This window comes from Pseudomonas silesiensis (genome assembly GCF_001661075.1).
GTDB lineage: Bacteria > Pseudomonadota > Gammaproteobacteria > Pseudomonadales > Pseudomonadaceae > Aquipseudomonas > Aquipseudomonas silesiensis.
Map to the genome: position 1 here is coordinate 2,300,604 of NZ_CP014870.1, position 14,456 is coordinate 2,315,059.

Consider the following 14,456-nt stretch of genomic DNA (forward strand, 5'->3'; position numbering starts at 1 on the left):
TCCCGTTTTATCCGGGCCATCGAAAATGCCGGGCAAACCGGTTTACAGAGAGTTCCAGACCCCGCCATCCGCGACCGGGACATCGTCCAGGTCGTAAGGGTTGACCCCCTCCAGGCAGCCGATGTTGAAGCCGAACTCTTCCGGATTGTTACTGCGTCGGTGGTGCGTGTAGGTGCCGCAGTTTTTACAGAAGTAATGCTCGGCGACATGCTTGCCGAACTGATACCTCGACAGCGCGGACTTGCCCCTGATCACCTTCAGATCCGCCCAGGCGACTGCCGCGACCACGGCGCCTTTGCGTTTACAGAATGAGCAGTCGCAGCGGTGTGGATCGGGAACACCCTCCGGCAGGTGGATCTCCAGAATGACGGCGCCGCAATGACAACTGGCCCTGTGTTGCGTGCGGATAGCGGTATTGCCGATTTTCTTCAGCCTCACACTGCCTGGAACATTGAAATCGGTGATCACGAATTGCTGCGGGTTTTGGGTCATGACGTTGAAACCTCTGTCCAATCCAATTTTGCGGATTCGCGCCATTTAACGTCAGTCACTCCATACTTCTCCGCTTGAGGCTTGGAGATGATTTTAAGCGGCGGTCTGCCTGGTTTAGGTATGGGAGCTATTCCTGCATCACAGCTTGCCCAAAGCCATGCGTCGGCGTTGCGCATTATTTTTGCCCGGATGATGAACGACTTCGGCTCCCCGTGAAGCTTGTACTCGATGATGTAAAGACAGGTATTCATGAGGCCCCTCCATTTGCTCATAGTCAAAGGAGTGGCCGCGTCAAAAAAAATTCAAAAGGTTTGCATGGCCGCGATTACTGGTTGATTTGGATCAACATACTGCGCAATCGGGCAAAACTCACTCTAGCTGATAGTGACGGATTTGCTGCGTTCACTCGACCAGTGACATGCCCTCTGTCGACGCCGGAGGCGCGGGCGAGTCCCAGGGACACCGCGCCCTGCGGTGACAATTTCCTTAACTGACTGGCATTAGGGTGATGGCGTCCCTTTAGTTTTACGGGGCGGTCAACTCCAGCGAGATGGCATTTGCAGCAGTTGGCGTAGACATTCGTTTCTATTTGACGGACTCGACTCCAAGGCTCGTTCAAATGCATACCGCGTGCCGACACTGCGGCTGGTCAATGCTGCGATGGCGGTGGCCCGGGTAAAATCCCCGGCCACCGTGCGAACGCCTGCGCAAGTTGACTGCGAGCGCTAGCGGGCTCAGCCCTTGGCGGCCATCGCGGTGACTTCGACCCGCATGCCTTCCACTGCCAGTGAGGCCACGCCAACGGCGGCGCGCACTGGCCACGGCTTGGCGAAGAAGCGCTGGTAGACCTCGTTGAAGGCGGCGCGGTCGGCCATGTCGGTGAGGTAGATGGTCAGGTGCAGGACCCGGTCCATGGAACTGCCGGCGCGCTCCAGCGCGACCTTGAGTGCCTGCAGTGTGCATTCGCTTTGCTCGATGATGCCGCCGAGTTCCAGGCTGCCGTCGGCACGGGTGGGGATCTGGGTGGAGACCAGGATTCCGCCGAAACCGGCGACGTCGGAGGAGATGGAGTCCGCGTCGGGATCGGGTACGAAGGTGATGTCTTGGTTTGCCATGAGGATCTCTTGTTGAAGGGTGATGAGCTGGGGGGCTTGCGCCTTTTAGCAGGGTGATACGGGGTTGATTCTACATCGACCGCTCAAACAGAACGAAACCGCAGAATAGGCGCGCCGTCAAAAGGGTCGGTCAGATAATGCGCGTGCACGCCAAACGTATCCTGCAAGCGCTGCGGGGTCAGCACCTCAAGCGGCTTTCCGAGGGCCACCAGTCGCCCCCGTTCCAGTACCGCCAGACGATCGCAGCTCAGCGCCTGATTCAGGTCATGCAGGGCGATCAATGTTGTCACTGGCAGCGCCTGCACCACGTTCAGGATCGCGAGTTGGTGTTGGATGTCCAGGTGATTGGTCGGTTCGTCCAGCAACAGTATCTGCGGGCGTTGGGCCAGGGCGCGGGCGATGTGGACACGCTGGCGTTCGCCGCCGGACAGGCTGTGCCAGGTCCGGTCTTTCAGGTGCGCCGCATCGACGTCGCACAGTGCCTGCTGGACGATGGCGGCATCCTCGTTCGACCACGGACTCAAGGCCGACAGCCAGGGCGTCCGGCCCAGCGCCACGGCATCGAACACATTGATGGCATCCAGCGTGTCAGCCTGTTGCTCGACCACCGCCAGGGTTTGCGCAACGGTTCGCCGCGCCAGCGTCTTGAGGCGCTGGCCGTTGAGGTGGATGTCCCCCTGGCTGGGGGCGCGCACGCCAGCCAGCAGTTTGAGCAGCGTGGATTTGCCCGAGCCGTTGGGCCCGACGAGGCCCAGGGTCTCGCCTCGGCGCACGTCCAAGTAGATATCGTGCAGCAATTGGGCGTCGCGAACCTGGAACCCGAGGCCGGAACAACTCAGCACGCAATCGCCGATAACCGGGTGGGCGGCATTCATCGGGCATTCCTCCGGCCGATCAGGATCAACGCGAACACCGGCGCGCCGACCAATGCCGTGATGACCCCGACCGGGATCACCTGGCCTTTGATCAGGGTTCGCGACAGCACATCGGCGGCGATCAGAAACAGCGCACCGCCCAGCGCACTGGCCGGCAGCAGGCGCGCATGGCGGGTGCCCAGCAGCAGTCGCACGGCATGGGGAATGACCAGCCCGACGAAGCCGATGGAGCCGACAATCGAGACCATCACGGCCGTCACCAGGGCGGCGCAGCTGATCAGCAGCAATTGCACCCGGCGTACCGGGATGCCGAGCGAAGCGGCGGAGTCGGCACCAAAGGTGAAGGCGTCCAGCGCCCGCCGATGCCACAGGCAAACGGCAAGACCGGCCACTGCCACCGGGACGGCCAGCCACACCGACGGCCAGCGCACCCCGCTGAGATTGCCCAGCAACCAGAACATGATGCCCCGGGCCTGCTCGGAACTGGCCGACTTGGTGATCAGGAACGCCGTGAGCGCATTGAATAGCTGCGAACCGGCAATCCCCGCGAGGATGATTTGCCCGGTGCCGCCGGGTGAGCCGCTGGCACGGGCCAGCAATACCACCAGGGCGAAGGCGGCAACAGCCCCGGCAAACGCCCCGACCGACAGCGAAATCAGGCCCGCCCCCAGCCCCAGCAACGCCACCAGTACCGCGCCCGTCGAGGCGCCGGCGGAGATACCCAGCAGGTAAGGATCGGCCAACGGATTGCGCAACAGCGATTGCAGGACCACCCCGCACGTGGCCAGGCCCGCCCCGCAGGCCGCCGCCACCAGCGCGCGGGTCAGGCGATAATTCCAGACGATGCCTTCGTCGATCGGGTCGAGGACATGGCCGGCAGCCCACAGTTTGTTGGCCAGCACCTGGAATACCACAGCCGGATCGATGGGCGTTTCACCGATGGCCACGCCGGCAATGATGGCCAGCAGCAGCGTCATGGCGGCCAGCAATGTGCGAATCAACGTCCTGATCATTTCGGCAGGTCATAGCCGTCGATGGCGGATGCCAGGGTGGCCAGACCGTCGAACATTCTGACGCTGGCCTGCATGGCCATGGCGTCGAGGATGATGATGCGGTTGTTTTTCACCGCGTCCATGTTGCGGGTCACCGGGTCGCTGCGCAGGAAGGCCAGTTTCTTGAGGTGGTCGTCAGCGGGGAAGCGTCGGCGATCCATGCGCGCGATGACCAGAAACGTCGGGTTAGCCTTGGCGATGGTTTCCCAGCCGACGGTCGGCCATTCTTCGTCCGATTGCACCACGTTACGCACACCCAGGGTGTTGAGCATGAAGTCGGGAATGCCCTTGTGCCCGGCGACATAAGGGTCGATATCCAGGCTGGCACTGGAGAACCAGAACAGCGCGCTGGTGTGCTTCAGGTCCTTGTCCTGCACCGTGGCGACAGACCTCGCCAGGCTGGCCTTGAGTTCGTCGTTCAACTGCCGGCCACGTTCCTGCACATCGAAAATCTCCGCCAGTTGGCTGATGCTTTTGTAAATGCTGTCGATGCGAAACGCCTCCAGCCGCGTGCCGTCGGCACCGACCAGGTTGTCTTTGGCTTCGCAGTCGGAGGGCATCAGGTAGGTCGGGATCTGCAGCTCGTGAAACTGCTCGCGGGTACCGACCACGCCTTGCGGGCCGACCATCCACTCCAGTTCTACCGCCACCAGTTGCGGGCGTTTGCCGATGACCGCCTCGAAGCTCGGCTCGTTATCGGCCAGGCGCGGGATCGGGTCGTTCGCTGTCTTGTATTGGGCCAGCACCTCGTTGAACCACAGCGACGTGCCGACCAGCGTGTTGCCAAGCCCCAGGGCGAAGAGCATTTCGGTGCCGGCCTGGCCGATGGTCACGGCGCGGCTCGGTGCCTGCTCGAAGGTCAGGGTGCTGCCGCAGTTCTCGACCGTCAGGGGGTAGTGGGTCGGGGCCGCGTGGGCGAGGGTGGACAGACCCAGCGCCGTGACGAGGGTGGCAAGGCGTGACAGCAGCATGACGCAATCTCCAGTGGACCGTACTCGGGGCAGGGGTACGGACTGGAAACACATCATCGAACGCTGCCAATAAAGCACTGACGTGGCGCTCACTGAACGTGACGCACGGCGCAAGGATGTCCTTCCCGGACACCCCGCCGGTTAGTGATTTGCTTGGCCGGCAGGTCTCCTGACTGATGCGTCGACGCCTGGCTCCAGCCTTCCCGGGAGTGATCCCAGTGGTCATTTCAGGAGCAGGCTCAGCACCTACAGTTGCGGGGGCAGTTCCGATTGATGCCGTGTCGGGCATCTCGGATTCCCTATTAATCCCATGTGGAAACCGGCGGCCGGCATGGTAGTCGATCATGCCGTTCAATGGTCCAGTATTTTTTCTCGGGTGCCGAGGGGGACGCTCGACTGTTCGCCAGGCATCCTCCTCAGTCCGGGTTCCATACCGTCCCCAACGCCGGGCACCTGCTCGATATGGCTCCTGGAACGATAGGTGGCGCAATCATCAGAAGTTAATGGAGGCGCTCAACCGGGCCGTCAGCGGCGCACCCTGGAACAGGTAGCCGTCGCCCAGGTATTCGCCGGCGTCACGCCAGTAGCGCTTGTCGAACAGGTTGTCCACGGTCAGGCGGAACACCGTGTCGTAACCGTCGATGCGGGTGCTGTAGCGGCTGCCGACGTTGAAAATGGCGTAGGCGCCGGTCTCTACTCCGCCTTGGCGATTGGCGTATTTGCTGGCGCTGTATTGCACCCCGCCGAGCAGGGCCAGGCCATCGATCCCGGGCAGGGCGTAGTCGCCCTGGAGGTTTGCACGCAGCGTCGGCACATTGATTGCCTGATGACCTTCATAGGCCGGCGTGCCGCTGTCGCTGACCCGGGCGCGGATCGCCGCGACACTGGCGGCGATCTGCAGGCGCTGGCTGGCCCAGCCGTTGGCAGAAAGTTCCAGGCCGGTGTTCTTCTGTTCGCCCTGCTGGGTGAAGGTGAACGTGCCGTCGTCATTGGGTCGGGAGTACTGGTACGCCTGGCGGATCTGGAACAGCGCCGCGGCCAGGCTGATGCGCTGCCAGTCGTACTTGATGCCCGCCTCGATCTGCCGGGACACGGTTGGCGCGAGGATTTCAAAGGCGTTGGTGGTGAACCACGCCGCTTCGCCGCCCAGGGACAAACCCTTGCTGTAGCGGGTGTACAGCGCCAGGTTGTGCAGCGGCTTGTAGATCAGCGCGGCCTGGGGCAGGAACACATAGCGTTGGGTGTGCCGGGTAGTCTCGCCCTGGCTGTCGAAGGTCTCTTCATCCAGGCGCACCTCACGCCCGCCGAGCACGGTCTGCCATTGTTCGTTGAAGCTGATCCGGTCATTGAAGAACAGCCCGTACTGGCGGCTGTCCAGGCGACGGTAGGAATCGTTGAGCGGACCGTCGTAGCGTGCGAAATCCGCTGGTTCGCTATCGATATTGGCGCTGCCGATCATCACGTTGATGGTGTCGCGTTTATCCACCACGCGGCGAAACGCGCTGGCGCCTACGCTCAGTTCGTGACCGAGGCCAACGGTGTCGAAGGCGCCAGTGAAGGCAGCCTGGACCTCGTCATTGCGACGGGTATCGTCCGGGCTGCGGAAGTCGTAGAGGTCGTAGTCGCCCTCGGGGCTGAAGTAGTTGGGCACCGCGGCGCTGGCGCAACTGGCGGAACCGTAGCAACCCCAGGCGAACGCGCTGTAGTCATCGATCACCACCCGGCTGCGCGAGGCGCTGATAGTGCCTTTCCAGGTATCGCTGAAGCGATATTCGAAGTTGCCGTTGAGGTTCAGCGCATCAGTGGTGACGGGGTTCGAGCCGCTCTGGTGTGCCAGCAGTTTTTTCGGCGAGGTATGGTGTGGCAGGCGGGTGCCGCCAAGCAATTGATAGCCCGGCGCCGAGCGTTGTTCCCTGGTCTGGTACTCGGCATCCAGTTGCAGCAGGGCATCGGGGCTGATGTTCCAGTCGAAGGCCAGGGAGGCGAAGTCGCGCTGGCCATTAGTGTGCTCGACATAGGAATGCAGCTCTTCATGGGCCACGTTGGCGCGTAACCCGAATTGCTGTTCATTGCCGAAGAATCCGCCCACATCCGTGGCCAGGTAACCGCTGCCACGGTCGTCCGTGGAGACAGTGACCGAGCGCACGTTGGCCGGCCGCTTGGTCACGTAGTTGACCAGCCCGCCGGGCTCGCTGACGCCGCTCTGCAAACCGGAAAGCCCCTTGAGCAATTCCACCTGCTGTTTGTTTTCCAGGCCGACGTTCTGCTCGCCGGTGATGGTGCGGCCGTTGATCTTGTAGCTGCTGGCGGAGTTGAGCGAGAAGCCACGCACGACGAAGTTTTCGTAGTAGCCGACCGGCGCGTAGCTCTCACCCACCGAGGCATCGTTCTGCAGGACTTCGCTGAGCAGACGGGCCTGCCGATCCTTGATCAAGGCTTCGGTGACCACTGAAATCGAGGCTGGCGTATCGAGCAATGGCGTCGCGTCGAAACCGCCGACCGAGGCGCTGTGGGCCTGGTAGCCGGAGGTGTCTTCGCCCGTCACGGTCACCGCCGGCAGTTCGGTGTCGGCAGCCTGCGCGGTGGGGGCCAGCAGCAGGCCCAGGGCCAGAAGATTGTGCGTGAACCGTGGTGCGGACGCTCCCTCGCGGGATGTCCGGTGAAGCCTATCCATGAAAACTCCTCGACGATTGCGAGCACGGGCCAGGCGAACACCGGGCACAGGCACCCAGGCGCGCTCCGGGGCAGAGCCGTGCTGTTGAAACAGGAAAAAGCGATGTGTGCCCGGAGGGCGTCAGGCCGGAGTTGCTCCGGTGGTTATTGGCAAGTCTGAATCCGCGGCCATTCTTGAAGCGAGGCATCATACAAGAGGACGTTGTCGCGTCCGACGATTATCAGCGCCAGGGCCACCACAGCTGCAGAAATGCAGAGCACCAGCGGCTCGTGCGTATGGGGCAGGTCCCAATCCAGCAGCGGCTTCAGATGCGCTGTCGGCAGGTACAGACACTAAGGGGCCATCAGGTTGCGGGCCGGCAGAGTGAGGCTGTCGGGAATATGTCCGCGTCGGGGCGGCCAAGGCGAACAACCCTGATGTGCAGGTGCAGGTGCAGGTGCAGGTGCAGCTGCAGGCGGACAATGGGGTGAATTATGGCGAGGTGGCGCGAGCCATGGCATCGATTGAGCGGGCGGGGATTAGCAAGTTGTCGGTGATTACGGCGAAGTAGGAAATGTTACGGCAAGACCATGCTTGTTTCTTCTGGCCGCTCTCGAGCGGCTTTTTATTGCTGTATGTTGCGGTTTGTAGGCTGTTTCTGTAAATGCGTCGGAAACGTCCTAATGATGCTCTGAGATATGGAATAGCGGCCTGAGATGATTCAGTATGTTTGTAGGTTGCTGAACTACAGCTGTACCGCACCCGCTTTACTCGTGGTATCAAAAGGGAATTTACAGGCTGCTGGCGGAAACTATCGAATCGGCTAATGGCGTGGATTCCAGTCGTTATTATTTTGGGTGATGGCGCATGCTGTTACTTGAAGTGTCTGGAGGGATTATGGCTTCAAGCAGTTTTCAAAACGAAGTACCCAAGGCTCGGGTCAATATCAAGCTCGATCTGCACACCGGTGGTGCACAGAAGAAAGTCGAATTGCCGCTGAAGTTGATGGTGATGGGGGATTACAGCAACGGTCGGGAGCAGCGCTCTTTGTCGGAAAGAAGCAAGGTTGATGTCAACAAGAACAACTTCGACAGCGTGCTGGCCGAGTTCTCGCCACGCCTGACACTGGCCGTGGAAAATACCTTGGTCAACGATGGCTCCGATGCCAGCGTCAAGCTGCAATTCCAGAGCATGAAGGATTTTGAACCGGAGCAAGTGGCGCGGCAAATACCGCAACTACGTGCGCTGTTGGCGATGCGTAACCTGTTGCGCGACCTCAAGTCGAACCTGTTGGACAACGTCACCTTTCGCCACGAACTGGAGCGCATTCTCAAGGATGACGCGCTGAGTGAAGAGTTGAGAGCCGAATTGGCCGCTCTGGCGCCAGAACAAGATCGTTAATTCACCTCGGTTGGTTTAAAGGGAAGTTTGCACAATGTCCGTAGAAAACTCTTCCGCGCAATCGCGTGGCGCTGCAGTGTTGTCTGAAGAAAATCAAACTGTATACAGTAGCTTGTTTAGCAAGATCAACCTCAGTCCGGTTAAAGAGCTGGGTGCAATAGACGTTTTTCAGAATACTGAAGCATTGTCCGAGGCGTCCACCGATGAACGAGTGACGGCGGCCGTCAGTGTGTTCCTGAAGTTGCTCAAGCAATCGTCGAAGAAAGTCGAGCGCCTGGACAAGACACTGTTGGATGAACACATTGCGTCGCTGGATGCACAGATCAGTCGTCAACTGGATGCGGTCATGCACCATCCGGATTTTCAGCGCGTCGAGTCGACCTGGCGCGGCGTCAAATCGTTGATCGATCAGACCGACTTCCGCCAGAACGTGCGCATTGAACTGCTGGATCTGAGCAAGGATCACTTGATCCAGGATTTCGAAGATGCACCGGAGATCGCCCAGAGCGGGCTGTATGTGCATACCTACACACAGGAGTACGACACCCCCGGTGGTGAACCGATCGCGGCGGCCGTTTCCAACTATGAGTTCGATCGCAGCCCGCAGGACATCACCCTGCTGCGCAATATTTCCAAAGTTGCAGCAGCGGCGCACATGCCTTTCATTGGTGCTGTCGGCCCGGCGTTTTTCGGCAAGGAGTCGATGGAGGAGGTGGCTGCGATCAAAGACATCGGCAACTATTTCGACCGCGCCGAATACCTCAAGTGGAAGTCATTCCGCGACAGCGACGATGCCCGTTACATCGGCCTGACCATGCCGCGGGTGCTGGGGCGCTTGCCCTACGGCCCGGACACGGTGCCGGTGCGCAGTTTCAACTATATCGAAAGCGTCAAGGGACCTGATCACCACAAGTACCTGTGGACCAACGCCTCGTTCGCTTTCGCGGCAAACATGGTCAAGAGCTTCATCGCCAACGGCTGGTGCGTGCAGATTCGCGGACCGCAGTCGGGCGGTGCGGTCACCGAGCTGCCGATACACTTGTACGATCTGGGCACGGGCAGCCAGGTGAAGATCCCTTCGGAAGTGATGATTCCCGAGACCCGTGAATTCGAATTCGCCAACCTCGGATTCATTCCATTGTCGTACTACAAGAACCGCGACTACGCCTGCTTTTTCTCGGCCAACTCGGCTCAGAAACCGGCGTTGTATGACACCGCCGATGCCACCGCCAACAGCCGCATCAATTCTCGGTTGCCCTACATCTTCCTGCTTTCGCGCATTGCGCATTATCTGAAAATGATCCAGCGCGAGAACATCGGAACGACCAAGGACCGTCGTTTGCTGGAGCTGGAGTTGAACAAGTGGGTCGGTGGGCTGGTGACCGAAATGACCGATCCGGGCGACGATCTGCAGGCGTCGCATCCCTTGCGTGAGGCGAAGGTGACAGTGGAAGACATCGAGGACAACCCGGGTTTCTTCCGCGTCAAGCTGTATGCCGTGCCGCACTTCCAGGTGGAAGGCATGGACGTCAACCTGTCGCTGGTGTCGCAGATGCCCAAAGCGAAAGCCTGAATCAACCCCTAGGGAAACAACGTCATGAAAATCGACCGCCCCCTGTGGGCCGCGGGAGCCTTGCTGTGCCCGCAGCAATTCCAACAGCAGGCACGCTGGGAGGCGTGGGCCAACGAGAGTCTGGCCCGCCTGTCCATGGTGCACCCTTGGGGTGTCCAGGGGGTGGGGTTTGACCCGCAAGCCCTGCGGCTGGGCAAGCTCAAGGCCACCCAGCTGCGCCTGCGCATGCCCGACGGCACCTTGATCGATACCGATCAGGTGGATCGACTGCCCTCTGCCCTGGAGTTGACCCGCCTGTTGGCGGATGACGTCCAGGGCGCCACCTTGCTCCTGGCCTTGCCGCTGGAACAGGCCAATGGCAACAACTGCCTGTTCGACGCCGCCAAGGCTGAACGGCCGACCCGCTATCGCCAGGATTGGCGTGACGTCCAGGACGTCTACGCCGACGAGGTGCAATCGATCGGCGTGCTCGAGCACATGCTGAGTCTGCGTTTTGATCACGACGAAAACGGCGATTACCTGACCTGCCCGATTGCGCGCCTGGTGCGTGACGGGCAGGGCGGCTGGAACCTCGACCCCGATTACGTGCCACCGCTGCTCGACTTCGCGGCTCATCCCGGCCTGCTGGCACAGCTTGATAACCTGCTGACCCAGTTGTCCGCCAAACGGCAACGGCTGATGGGCATGCGCCGCGAGAGCAACCAGCGCATGGCCGACTTCGCCGTGGCCGATGTCTCGCTGTTCTGGCTGCTCAATGCCTTGAACACTTACCAGCCGGTGTTGGCTGATCTCAAGGCCTATCCTGCGCGGCATCCCGAACAGATCTACCTGGAACTGGCCAAGTTGGCCGGCAGCCTGCTGACCTTTTCGCTGGAACACGATATCGATCAGATTCCGGCGTATCGACACGAACAGCTGGAGACCGTGTTCCCGCCGTTGATGCGCCTGATTTCCACCTTGCTCGAGGCCAGCCTGCCGTCGCGGGTCATTGCCCTGGAACTGCAGGAGATCAGTACCAATCGCTGGCAGGTCACGATCAATGATGCGCGCCTGCGTGAGGATGACGGTGCCGACTTCTATCTGTCGGTGCGTTGCCGGATGCCGGCTGCCCAGTTGCAAAGCCAGTTCCCGCGCCTGTGCAAGGTCGGTACACCGGATGATGTCGATCACCTGGTCAACGCCGCGCTGGACGGTGTGCCGTTGCAGTCGCTCAGCCATGTGCCGGCAGCCATTCCGCTACGTCTGGAAAACCAGTATTTCGCCCTCGATCTCAGGCATGCCAAGGGCCAGGCCGTGTTGGCCCAAGGGGTCTGTGCCTTCTACGTTCCGAGCACGCTGGCCGATGTGAAGCTGGAACTGTTCGCGGTGCTGCGCACATGAGCCGGGTTATCGCCAACACACCGACCGCGACTGCCACGGATATCGACGCGCTGTTGCAGGACAGCTTCCTGCTGGTGGTAGAGCTGCGCCAAGGGGCCTCGGCGCAGAACGCCGAGCAACTGTGGGATCGTTGCGCCGGGCAGATCGAGTTCGTTCGCCAGATGCTCGAGCAGGCCGGCCTGGGCCAGCGCAGCATCGATCACATCAGCCACGCCCAATGTGCCTTGCTCGACGAGACCGTGCTCAGCTGCGCCGACCCCGATGCCCATGCCAAATGGGCCCGAGAGCCGCTGCAGGCCAAGTTCTTCAATCGTCACCAGGCCGGTGAGTTTTTATACGAAGACATGCGCGAAGTGCTGCGCGAACCGGCGCCCGATCCGCAGGTGCTGACGGCCTTCCATCGGGTGCTGATGCTGGGCTTCAAAGGTCGATATCGCGAACTGAATGATCCCGAGCGCGAGCAACTGCTGACAGTCCTGAATGGGCACGTCGCGCCGATGGAGCTGCGCCTTGGCATCAAGACCCAAGCCAGTGGCGCTCACCGGATCGGCCGCCTGCGCTGGCTGCGATCACCGCTGCCGCATGTGCTGGCGGTGGGCTTGTTGCTCGTCGCTGTCTGGTGGGGGATGGACCGTCTGTTGGGCGGTCTGATCACTACGCTCTTGCCCGGTGCAGCCTGAGATGAGGCCGATGGCGCTCAAGCTGACACGGGGTCTTTGGCTGTGGGCGGGTTCGCTCGCTCTCGCGCTGCTGGCGGTTTTTCCGTTGACCGCCGCGACCCGTGCAATCGCGGTCCTTACCCTCCTGGGTCTTGTCGCCCTTGCCTGGCGTCGGGCGGGACGACGTGCGGCGGCGCTGGGCGAATCACTGACGCTGGCCGGCCATACTTCCTTGCCGCCTGCGGCCTACCCTAAGCCGGTGGTCCTGGTGTGTGGTGATGGTCTGGCGAGTCTGTTTGGCGTAACGGCCGTCGAACAATTGACCCTGCACCTCACTAAAGACGGTTGCTATGTGCGGGTACCCGAGCTGGAACAGCTGCCGTCGGTGACCGCGGGCTTGATGGCCCTGCGTCCGGAATGGGGCGCGCAGCTCAGCGTCATGTTCGTCGTCAACCCCGCCGAGCATACCGACACTGCCGTGCTGGCTGGGCAGATACGTGCCTTCAGTTATCAGGTCGGGCTGGTTCGCAAGCGCGGCGTGGTGTTGCCGCTACTGCTGGCGAGCTACCTGCAAGCCTCGCGGGGCGAGGGTCCCTGGTTCAGCTGGCAGGCCGGCGAGGGCAGCCCCAGTGTGCGCGCGGCGGGAGCGTGCGTCAGCCTGGCGGATTGGCAGCGGCAGTCCGCCGACAGCGCAACGCGTGCTGGTCGGTTGCACACCAGCGTCCAGCTGAACAGCGTTGCAGCCTGGCTGAATGAAGCGGTACTGCCCCATTTCGCCCGCGGTGAAACCCGTCATTGCGGCAGCCTGCCGTGGGTCTGCGCCATGACGCTGGTACCGGTACTGCCTCAGGCAGTCGCGGGCAACCTGTGGCAACAATGGCTGCGTAACAAATTGGCGCTGGTGGACGCCAGGCAGGCGGAGCCTGGGGAGGGCGCACGCTTGCCGTTCCCTGATCCCTTGCTGCATCTGCTGCCGGTCCAGGGACGGCTTTCCCCCTTACGCCGTGCCAGTGTCATCGCGTCCTGGTTGTTCGCACTGGCCGGCGTCGTCGCCCTGTCCAGCTCGGCCTGGCAGAACACCTTGCTGGTGCGCCAGATCACCGATGACCTGCGGCGGTACACCTCGATTCCCCCGACAGGGCAACGTGACCGGCCCGAATTCGCCCTGCGCGAGGAAGCATTTGCGCAACTGCGCCAGGACGCCCTGCGACTGGATCACTACTACCGACAAGGCGCACCGCTGGCATTGGGCCTGGGCCTGTATCGGGGAGAGCCGTTGCGCACGCAGGTGCTGGCGACGATTGCCGGTCACCGTCATCCGGCGACGGCGCCGATCCCCGCGGGGAGCCCCAGGCCGGTGCGCCTGGACAGCCTGTCGCTGTTCGGTACCGGAAGCGCCCGGCTCAAGCCGGGTTCGACCAAGGTGCTGGTCAATGCCCTGGTCGGCATCAAGGCCCAGCCCGGCTGGCTGATCGTCATTGCCGGGCATACCGATGCCACGGGCAATGCCGGGCACAACCTGCAGTTGTCCCGAGCCCGGGCGGCCGCGGTGCATGACTGGATGAAGCACATGGGCGACATCCCTGACAGCTGTTTTGCGGTGCAGGGTTTCGGCGCCAGCCAGCCGATTGCCAGTAATGACACCGAGGCCGGTCGCGCGGCCAACCGTCGCGTCGATATCCGTCTGGTGCCGGAAGTGGGGGCCTGCGTGCTTCCCATGCCGGGGCCGGACGTACAACCCCCTGTCGCATTCCGCGACATTCATGTTCTGAGAGAAGGAGCTTTACATGGCAATTCCGATTTATCTGTGGCTGCAAGATGACGGCGGTGCAGACATCAAAGGGTCGGTGGACGTACAAAAACGCGAGGGCAGCATTGAGGTGTTGGCGCAAGATCACAGTCTGTACAGCCCCACCGACAACAACACCGGCAAGTTGACTGGCCCACGGGTGCATACCCCGTTCCAGTTCACCAAGGAAATCGATGCTTCCAGCCCCTACCTGTACAAGGCGGTATCCAAGGGGCAGACCCTCAAGAGCGCCGAGTTCAAATGGTACCGCATCAACGAGGCTGGCGAGGAAGTCGAGTACTACAACACCTTGTTGGAAAACGTCAAGGTGGTGAAAGTCGCGTCGAAAATGCACGACATCAAGGACCCGACCAAGGAGAAGCACAACCACCTGGAGTTGATTGAGCTGCGTTACGAGAAAATCACCTGGACCTACAAGGACGGCAACATCAGCTGGTCCGACGCCTGGGCCGATCGTTAAAGCACAGTCGTAAAA

General features: G+C 61.5%; 13 protein-coding genes, 1 pseudogene and 1 riboswitch. Of the genes and pseudogenes, 7 read left to right on the forward strand and 7 right to left on the reverse strand.

The genetic code is table 11. The features are described from left to right. Positions 1 to 42: 42 nt before the first annotated feature. The 7 genes from PMA3_RS10500 to PMA3_RS10530 all read right to left on the reverse strand — a co-directional run bounded on the left by PMA3_RS10500 (position 43) and on the right by PMA3_RS10530 (position 7,179). Positions 43 to 492, reverse strand: a complete 450-nt coding sequence (locus PMA3_RS10500; RefSeq protein WP_064677077.1) for a GFA family protein — start codon at positions 490 to 492, stop codon at positions 43 to 45. Next, on the reverse strand, positions 489 to 743 hold the full coding sequence (locus tag PMA3_RS10505) for a DUF6555 family protein (RefSeq protein WP_064677078.1): 255 nt from the start codon (positions 741 to 743) through the stop codon (positions 489 to 491). Before PMA3_RS10505 ends, PMA3_RS10500 begins: the two co-directional genes overlap by 4 nt. A 483-nt stretch (positions 744 to 1,226) precedes the next feature. Further along, positions 1,227 to 1,607, reverse strand: coding sequence for a RidA family protein (locus PMA3_RS10510; protein ID WP_064677079.1), 381 nt, complete (start codon positions 1,605 to 1,607; stop codon positions 1,227 to 1,229). 83 nt (positions 1,608 to 1,690) lie between these two features. After that, the gene (locus PMA3_RS10515; protein ID WP_064677080.1) at positions 1,691 to 2,482 is read right to left on the reverse strand and encodes an ABC transporter ATP-binding protein; all 792 of its coding nucleotides are present in this window, start codon (positions 2,480 to 2,482) and stop codon (positions 1,691 to 1,693) included. Further along, positions 2,479 to 3,495 (reverse strand): FecCD family ABC transporter permease, encoded by a 1,017-nt coding sequence (locus PMA3_RS10520; RefSeq protein ID WP_064677081.1) that lies wholly within the window; start codon positions 3,493 to 3,495, stop codon positions 2,479 to 2,481. Before PMA3_RS10520 ends, PMA3_RS10515 begins: the two co-directional genes overlap by 4 nt. Continuing rightward, the gene (locus PMA3_RS10525; RefSeq protein ID WP_064677082.1) at positions 3,492 to 4,505 is read right to left on the reverse strand and encodes an ABC transporter substrate-binding protein; all 1,014 of its coding nucleotides are present in this window, start codon (positions 4,503 to 4,505) and stop codon (positions 3,492 to 3,494) included. The genes PMA3_RS10520 and PMA3_RS10525 overlap by 4 nt, the downstream gene beginning before the upstream one ends. A 142-nt stretch (positions 4,506 to 4,647) precedes the next feature. After that, positions 4,648 to 4,844: riboswitch (cobalamin riboswitch) on the reverse strand. Positions 4,845 to 4,998: 154 nt separating this feature from the next. Continuing rightward, complete coding sequence (locus tag PMA3_RS10530) at positions 4,999 to 7,179, reverse strand: TonB-dependent siderophore receptor (protein WP_064677083.1); 2,181 nt, start codon at positions 7,177 to 7,179, stop codon at positions 4,999 to 5,001. Positions 7,180 to 7,573: 394 nt separating this feature from the next. Here PMA3_RS10530 and PMA3_RS31695 point away from each other — a divergent pair. The 7 genes and pseudogenes from PMA3_RS31695 to PMA3_RS10565 all read left to right on the forward strand — a co-directional run. After that, positions 7,574 to 7,729 (forward strand): annotated as a pseudogene (locus PMA3_RS31695) (biopolymer transporter ExbD); the annotation flags it as partial. 326 nt (positions 7,730 to 8,055) lie between these two features. Beyond that, positions 8,056 to 8,559 carry a type VI secretion system contractile sheath small subunit gene (gene tssB, locus PMA3_RS10540; protein ID WP_064677084.1) on the forward strand — a complete coding sequence of 168 codons (504 nt, stop codon included), beginning with the start codon at positions 8,056 to 8,058 and terminating at the stop codon, positions 8,557 to 8,559. A 34-nt stretch (positions 8,560 to 8,593) separates the two neighbouring features. After that, positions 8,594 to 10,132, forward strand: coding sequence for a type VI secretion system contractile sheath large subunit (gene tssC / locus PMA3_RS10545; RefSeq protein WP_064677085.1), 1,539 nt, complete (start codon positions 8,594 to 8,596; stop codon positions 10,130 to 10,132). Positions 10,133 to 10,156: 24 nt separating this feature from the next. Continuing rightward, positions 10,157 to 11,512: a type VI secretion system baseplate subunit TssK gene (gene tssK, locus PMA3_RS10550; RefSeq protein ID WP_064677086.1), complete on the forward strand. Its 1,356-nt coding sequence runs from the start codon at positions 10,157 to 10,159 to the stop codon at positions 11,510 to 11,512. After that, complete coding sequence (gene tssL, locus PMA3_RS10555) at positions 11,509 to 12,192, forward strand: type VI secretion system protein TssL, short form (RefSeq protein WP_064677087.1); 684 nt, start codon at positions 11,509 to 11,511, stop codon at positions 12,190 to 12,192. Before tssK ends, tssL begins: the two co-directional genes overlap by 4 nt. A 10-nt stretch (positions 12,193 to 12,202) precedes the next feature. After that, positions 12,203 to 13,993, forward strand: a complete 1,791-nt coding sequence (locus PMA3_RS10560; protein ID WP_064677088.1) for an OmpA family protein — start codon at positions 12,203 to 12,205, stop codon at positions 13,991 to 13,993. Next, the gene (locus tag PMA3_RS10565) at positions 13,959 to 14,441 is read left to right on the forward strand and encodes an Hcp family type VI secretion system effector (RefSeq protein WP_064677089.1); all 483 of its coding nucleotides are present in this window, start codon (positions 13,959 to 13,961) and stop codon (positions 14,439 to 14,441) included. The genes PMA3_RS10560 and PMA3_RS10565 overlap by 35 nt, the downstream gene beginning before the upstream one ends. Positions 14,442 to 14,456 lie beyond the last annotated feature (15 nt).

Bases quoted from the DNA above. Each gene is read 5' to 3' on its own strand.
- PMA3_RS10500 (WP_064677077.1), bottom strand. From the start codon at position 492: ATGACCCAAAACCCGCAGCAATTCGTGATCACCGATTTCAATGTTCCA.
- PMA3_RS10505 (WP_064677078.1), bottom strand. From the start codon at position 743: ATGAATACCTGTCTTTACATCATCGAGTACAAGCTTCACGGGGAGCCG.
- PMA3_RS10510 (WP_064677079.1), bottom strand. From the start codon at position 1,607: ATGGCAAACCAAGACATCACCTTCGTACCCGATCCCGACGCGGACTCC.
- PMA3_RS10515 (WP_064677080.1), bottom strand. From the start codon at position 2,482: ATGAATGCCGCCCACCCGGTTATCGGCGATTGCGTGCTGAGTTGTTCC.
- PMA3_RS10520 (WP_064677081.1), bottom strand. From the start codon at position 3,495: ATGATCAGGACGTTGATTCGCACATTGCTGGCCGCCATGACGCTGCTG.
- PMA3_RS10525 (WP_064677082.1), bottom strand. From the start codon at position 4,505: ATGCTGCTGTCACGCCTTGCCACCCTCGTCACGGCGCTGGGTCTGTCC.
- PMA3_RS10530 (WP_064677083.1), bottom strand. From the start codon at position 7,179: ATGGATAGGCTTCACCGGACATCCCGCGAGGGAGCGTCCGCACCACGG.
- tssB (WP_064677084.1), top strand. From the start codon at position 8,056: ATGGCTTCAAGCAGTTTTCAAAACGAAGTACCCAAGGCTCGGGTCAAT.
- tssC (WP_064677085.1), top strand. From the start codon at position 8,594: ATGTCCGTAGAAAACTCTTCCGCGCAATCGCGTGGCGCTGCAGTGTTG.
- tssK (WP_064677086.1), top strand. From the start codon at position 10,157: ATGAAAATCGACCGCCCCCTGTGGGCCGCGGGAGCCTTGCTGTGCCCG.
- tssL (WP_064677087.1), top strand. From the start codon at position 11,509: ATGAGCCGGGTTATCGCCAACACACCGACCGCGACTGCCACGGATATC.
- PMA3_RS10560 (WP_064677088.1), top strand. From the start codon at position 12,203: ATGGCGCTCAAGCTGACACGGGGTCTTTGGCTGTGGGCGGGTTCGCTC.
- PMA3_RS10565 (WP_064677089.1), top strand. From the start codon at position 13,959: ATGGCAATTCCGATTTATCTGTGGCTGCAAGATGACGGCGGTGCAGAC.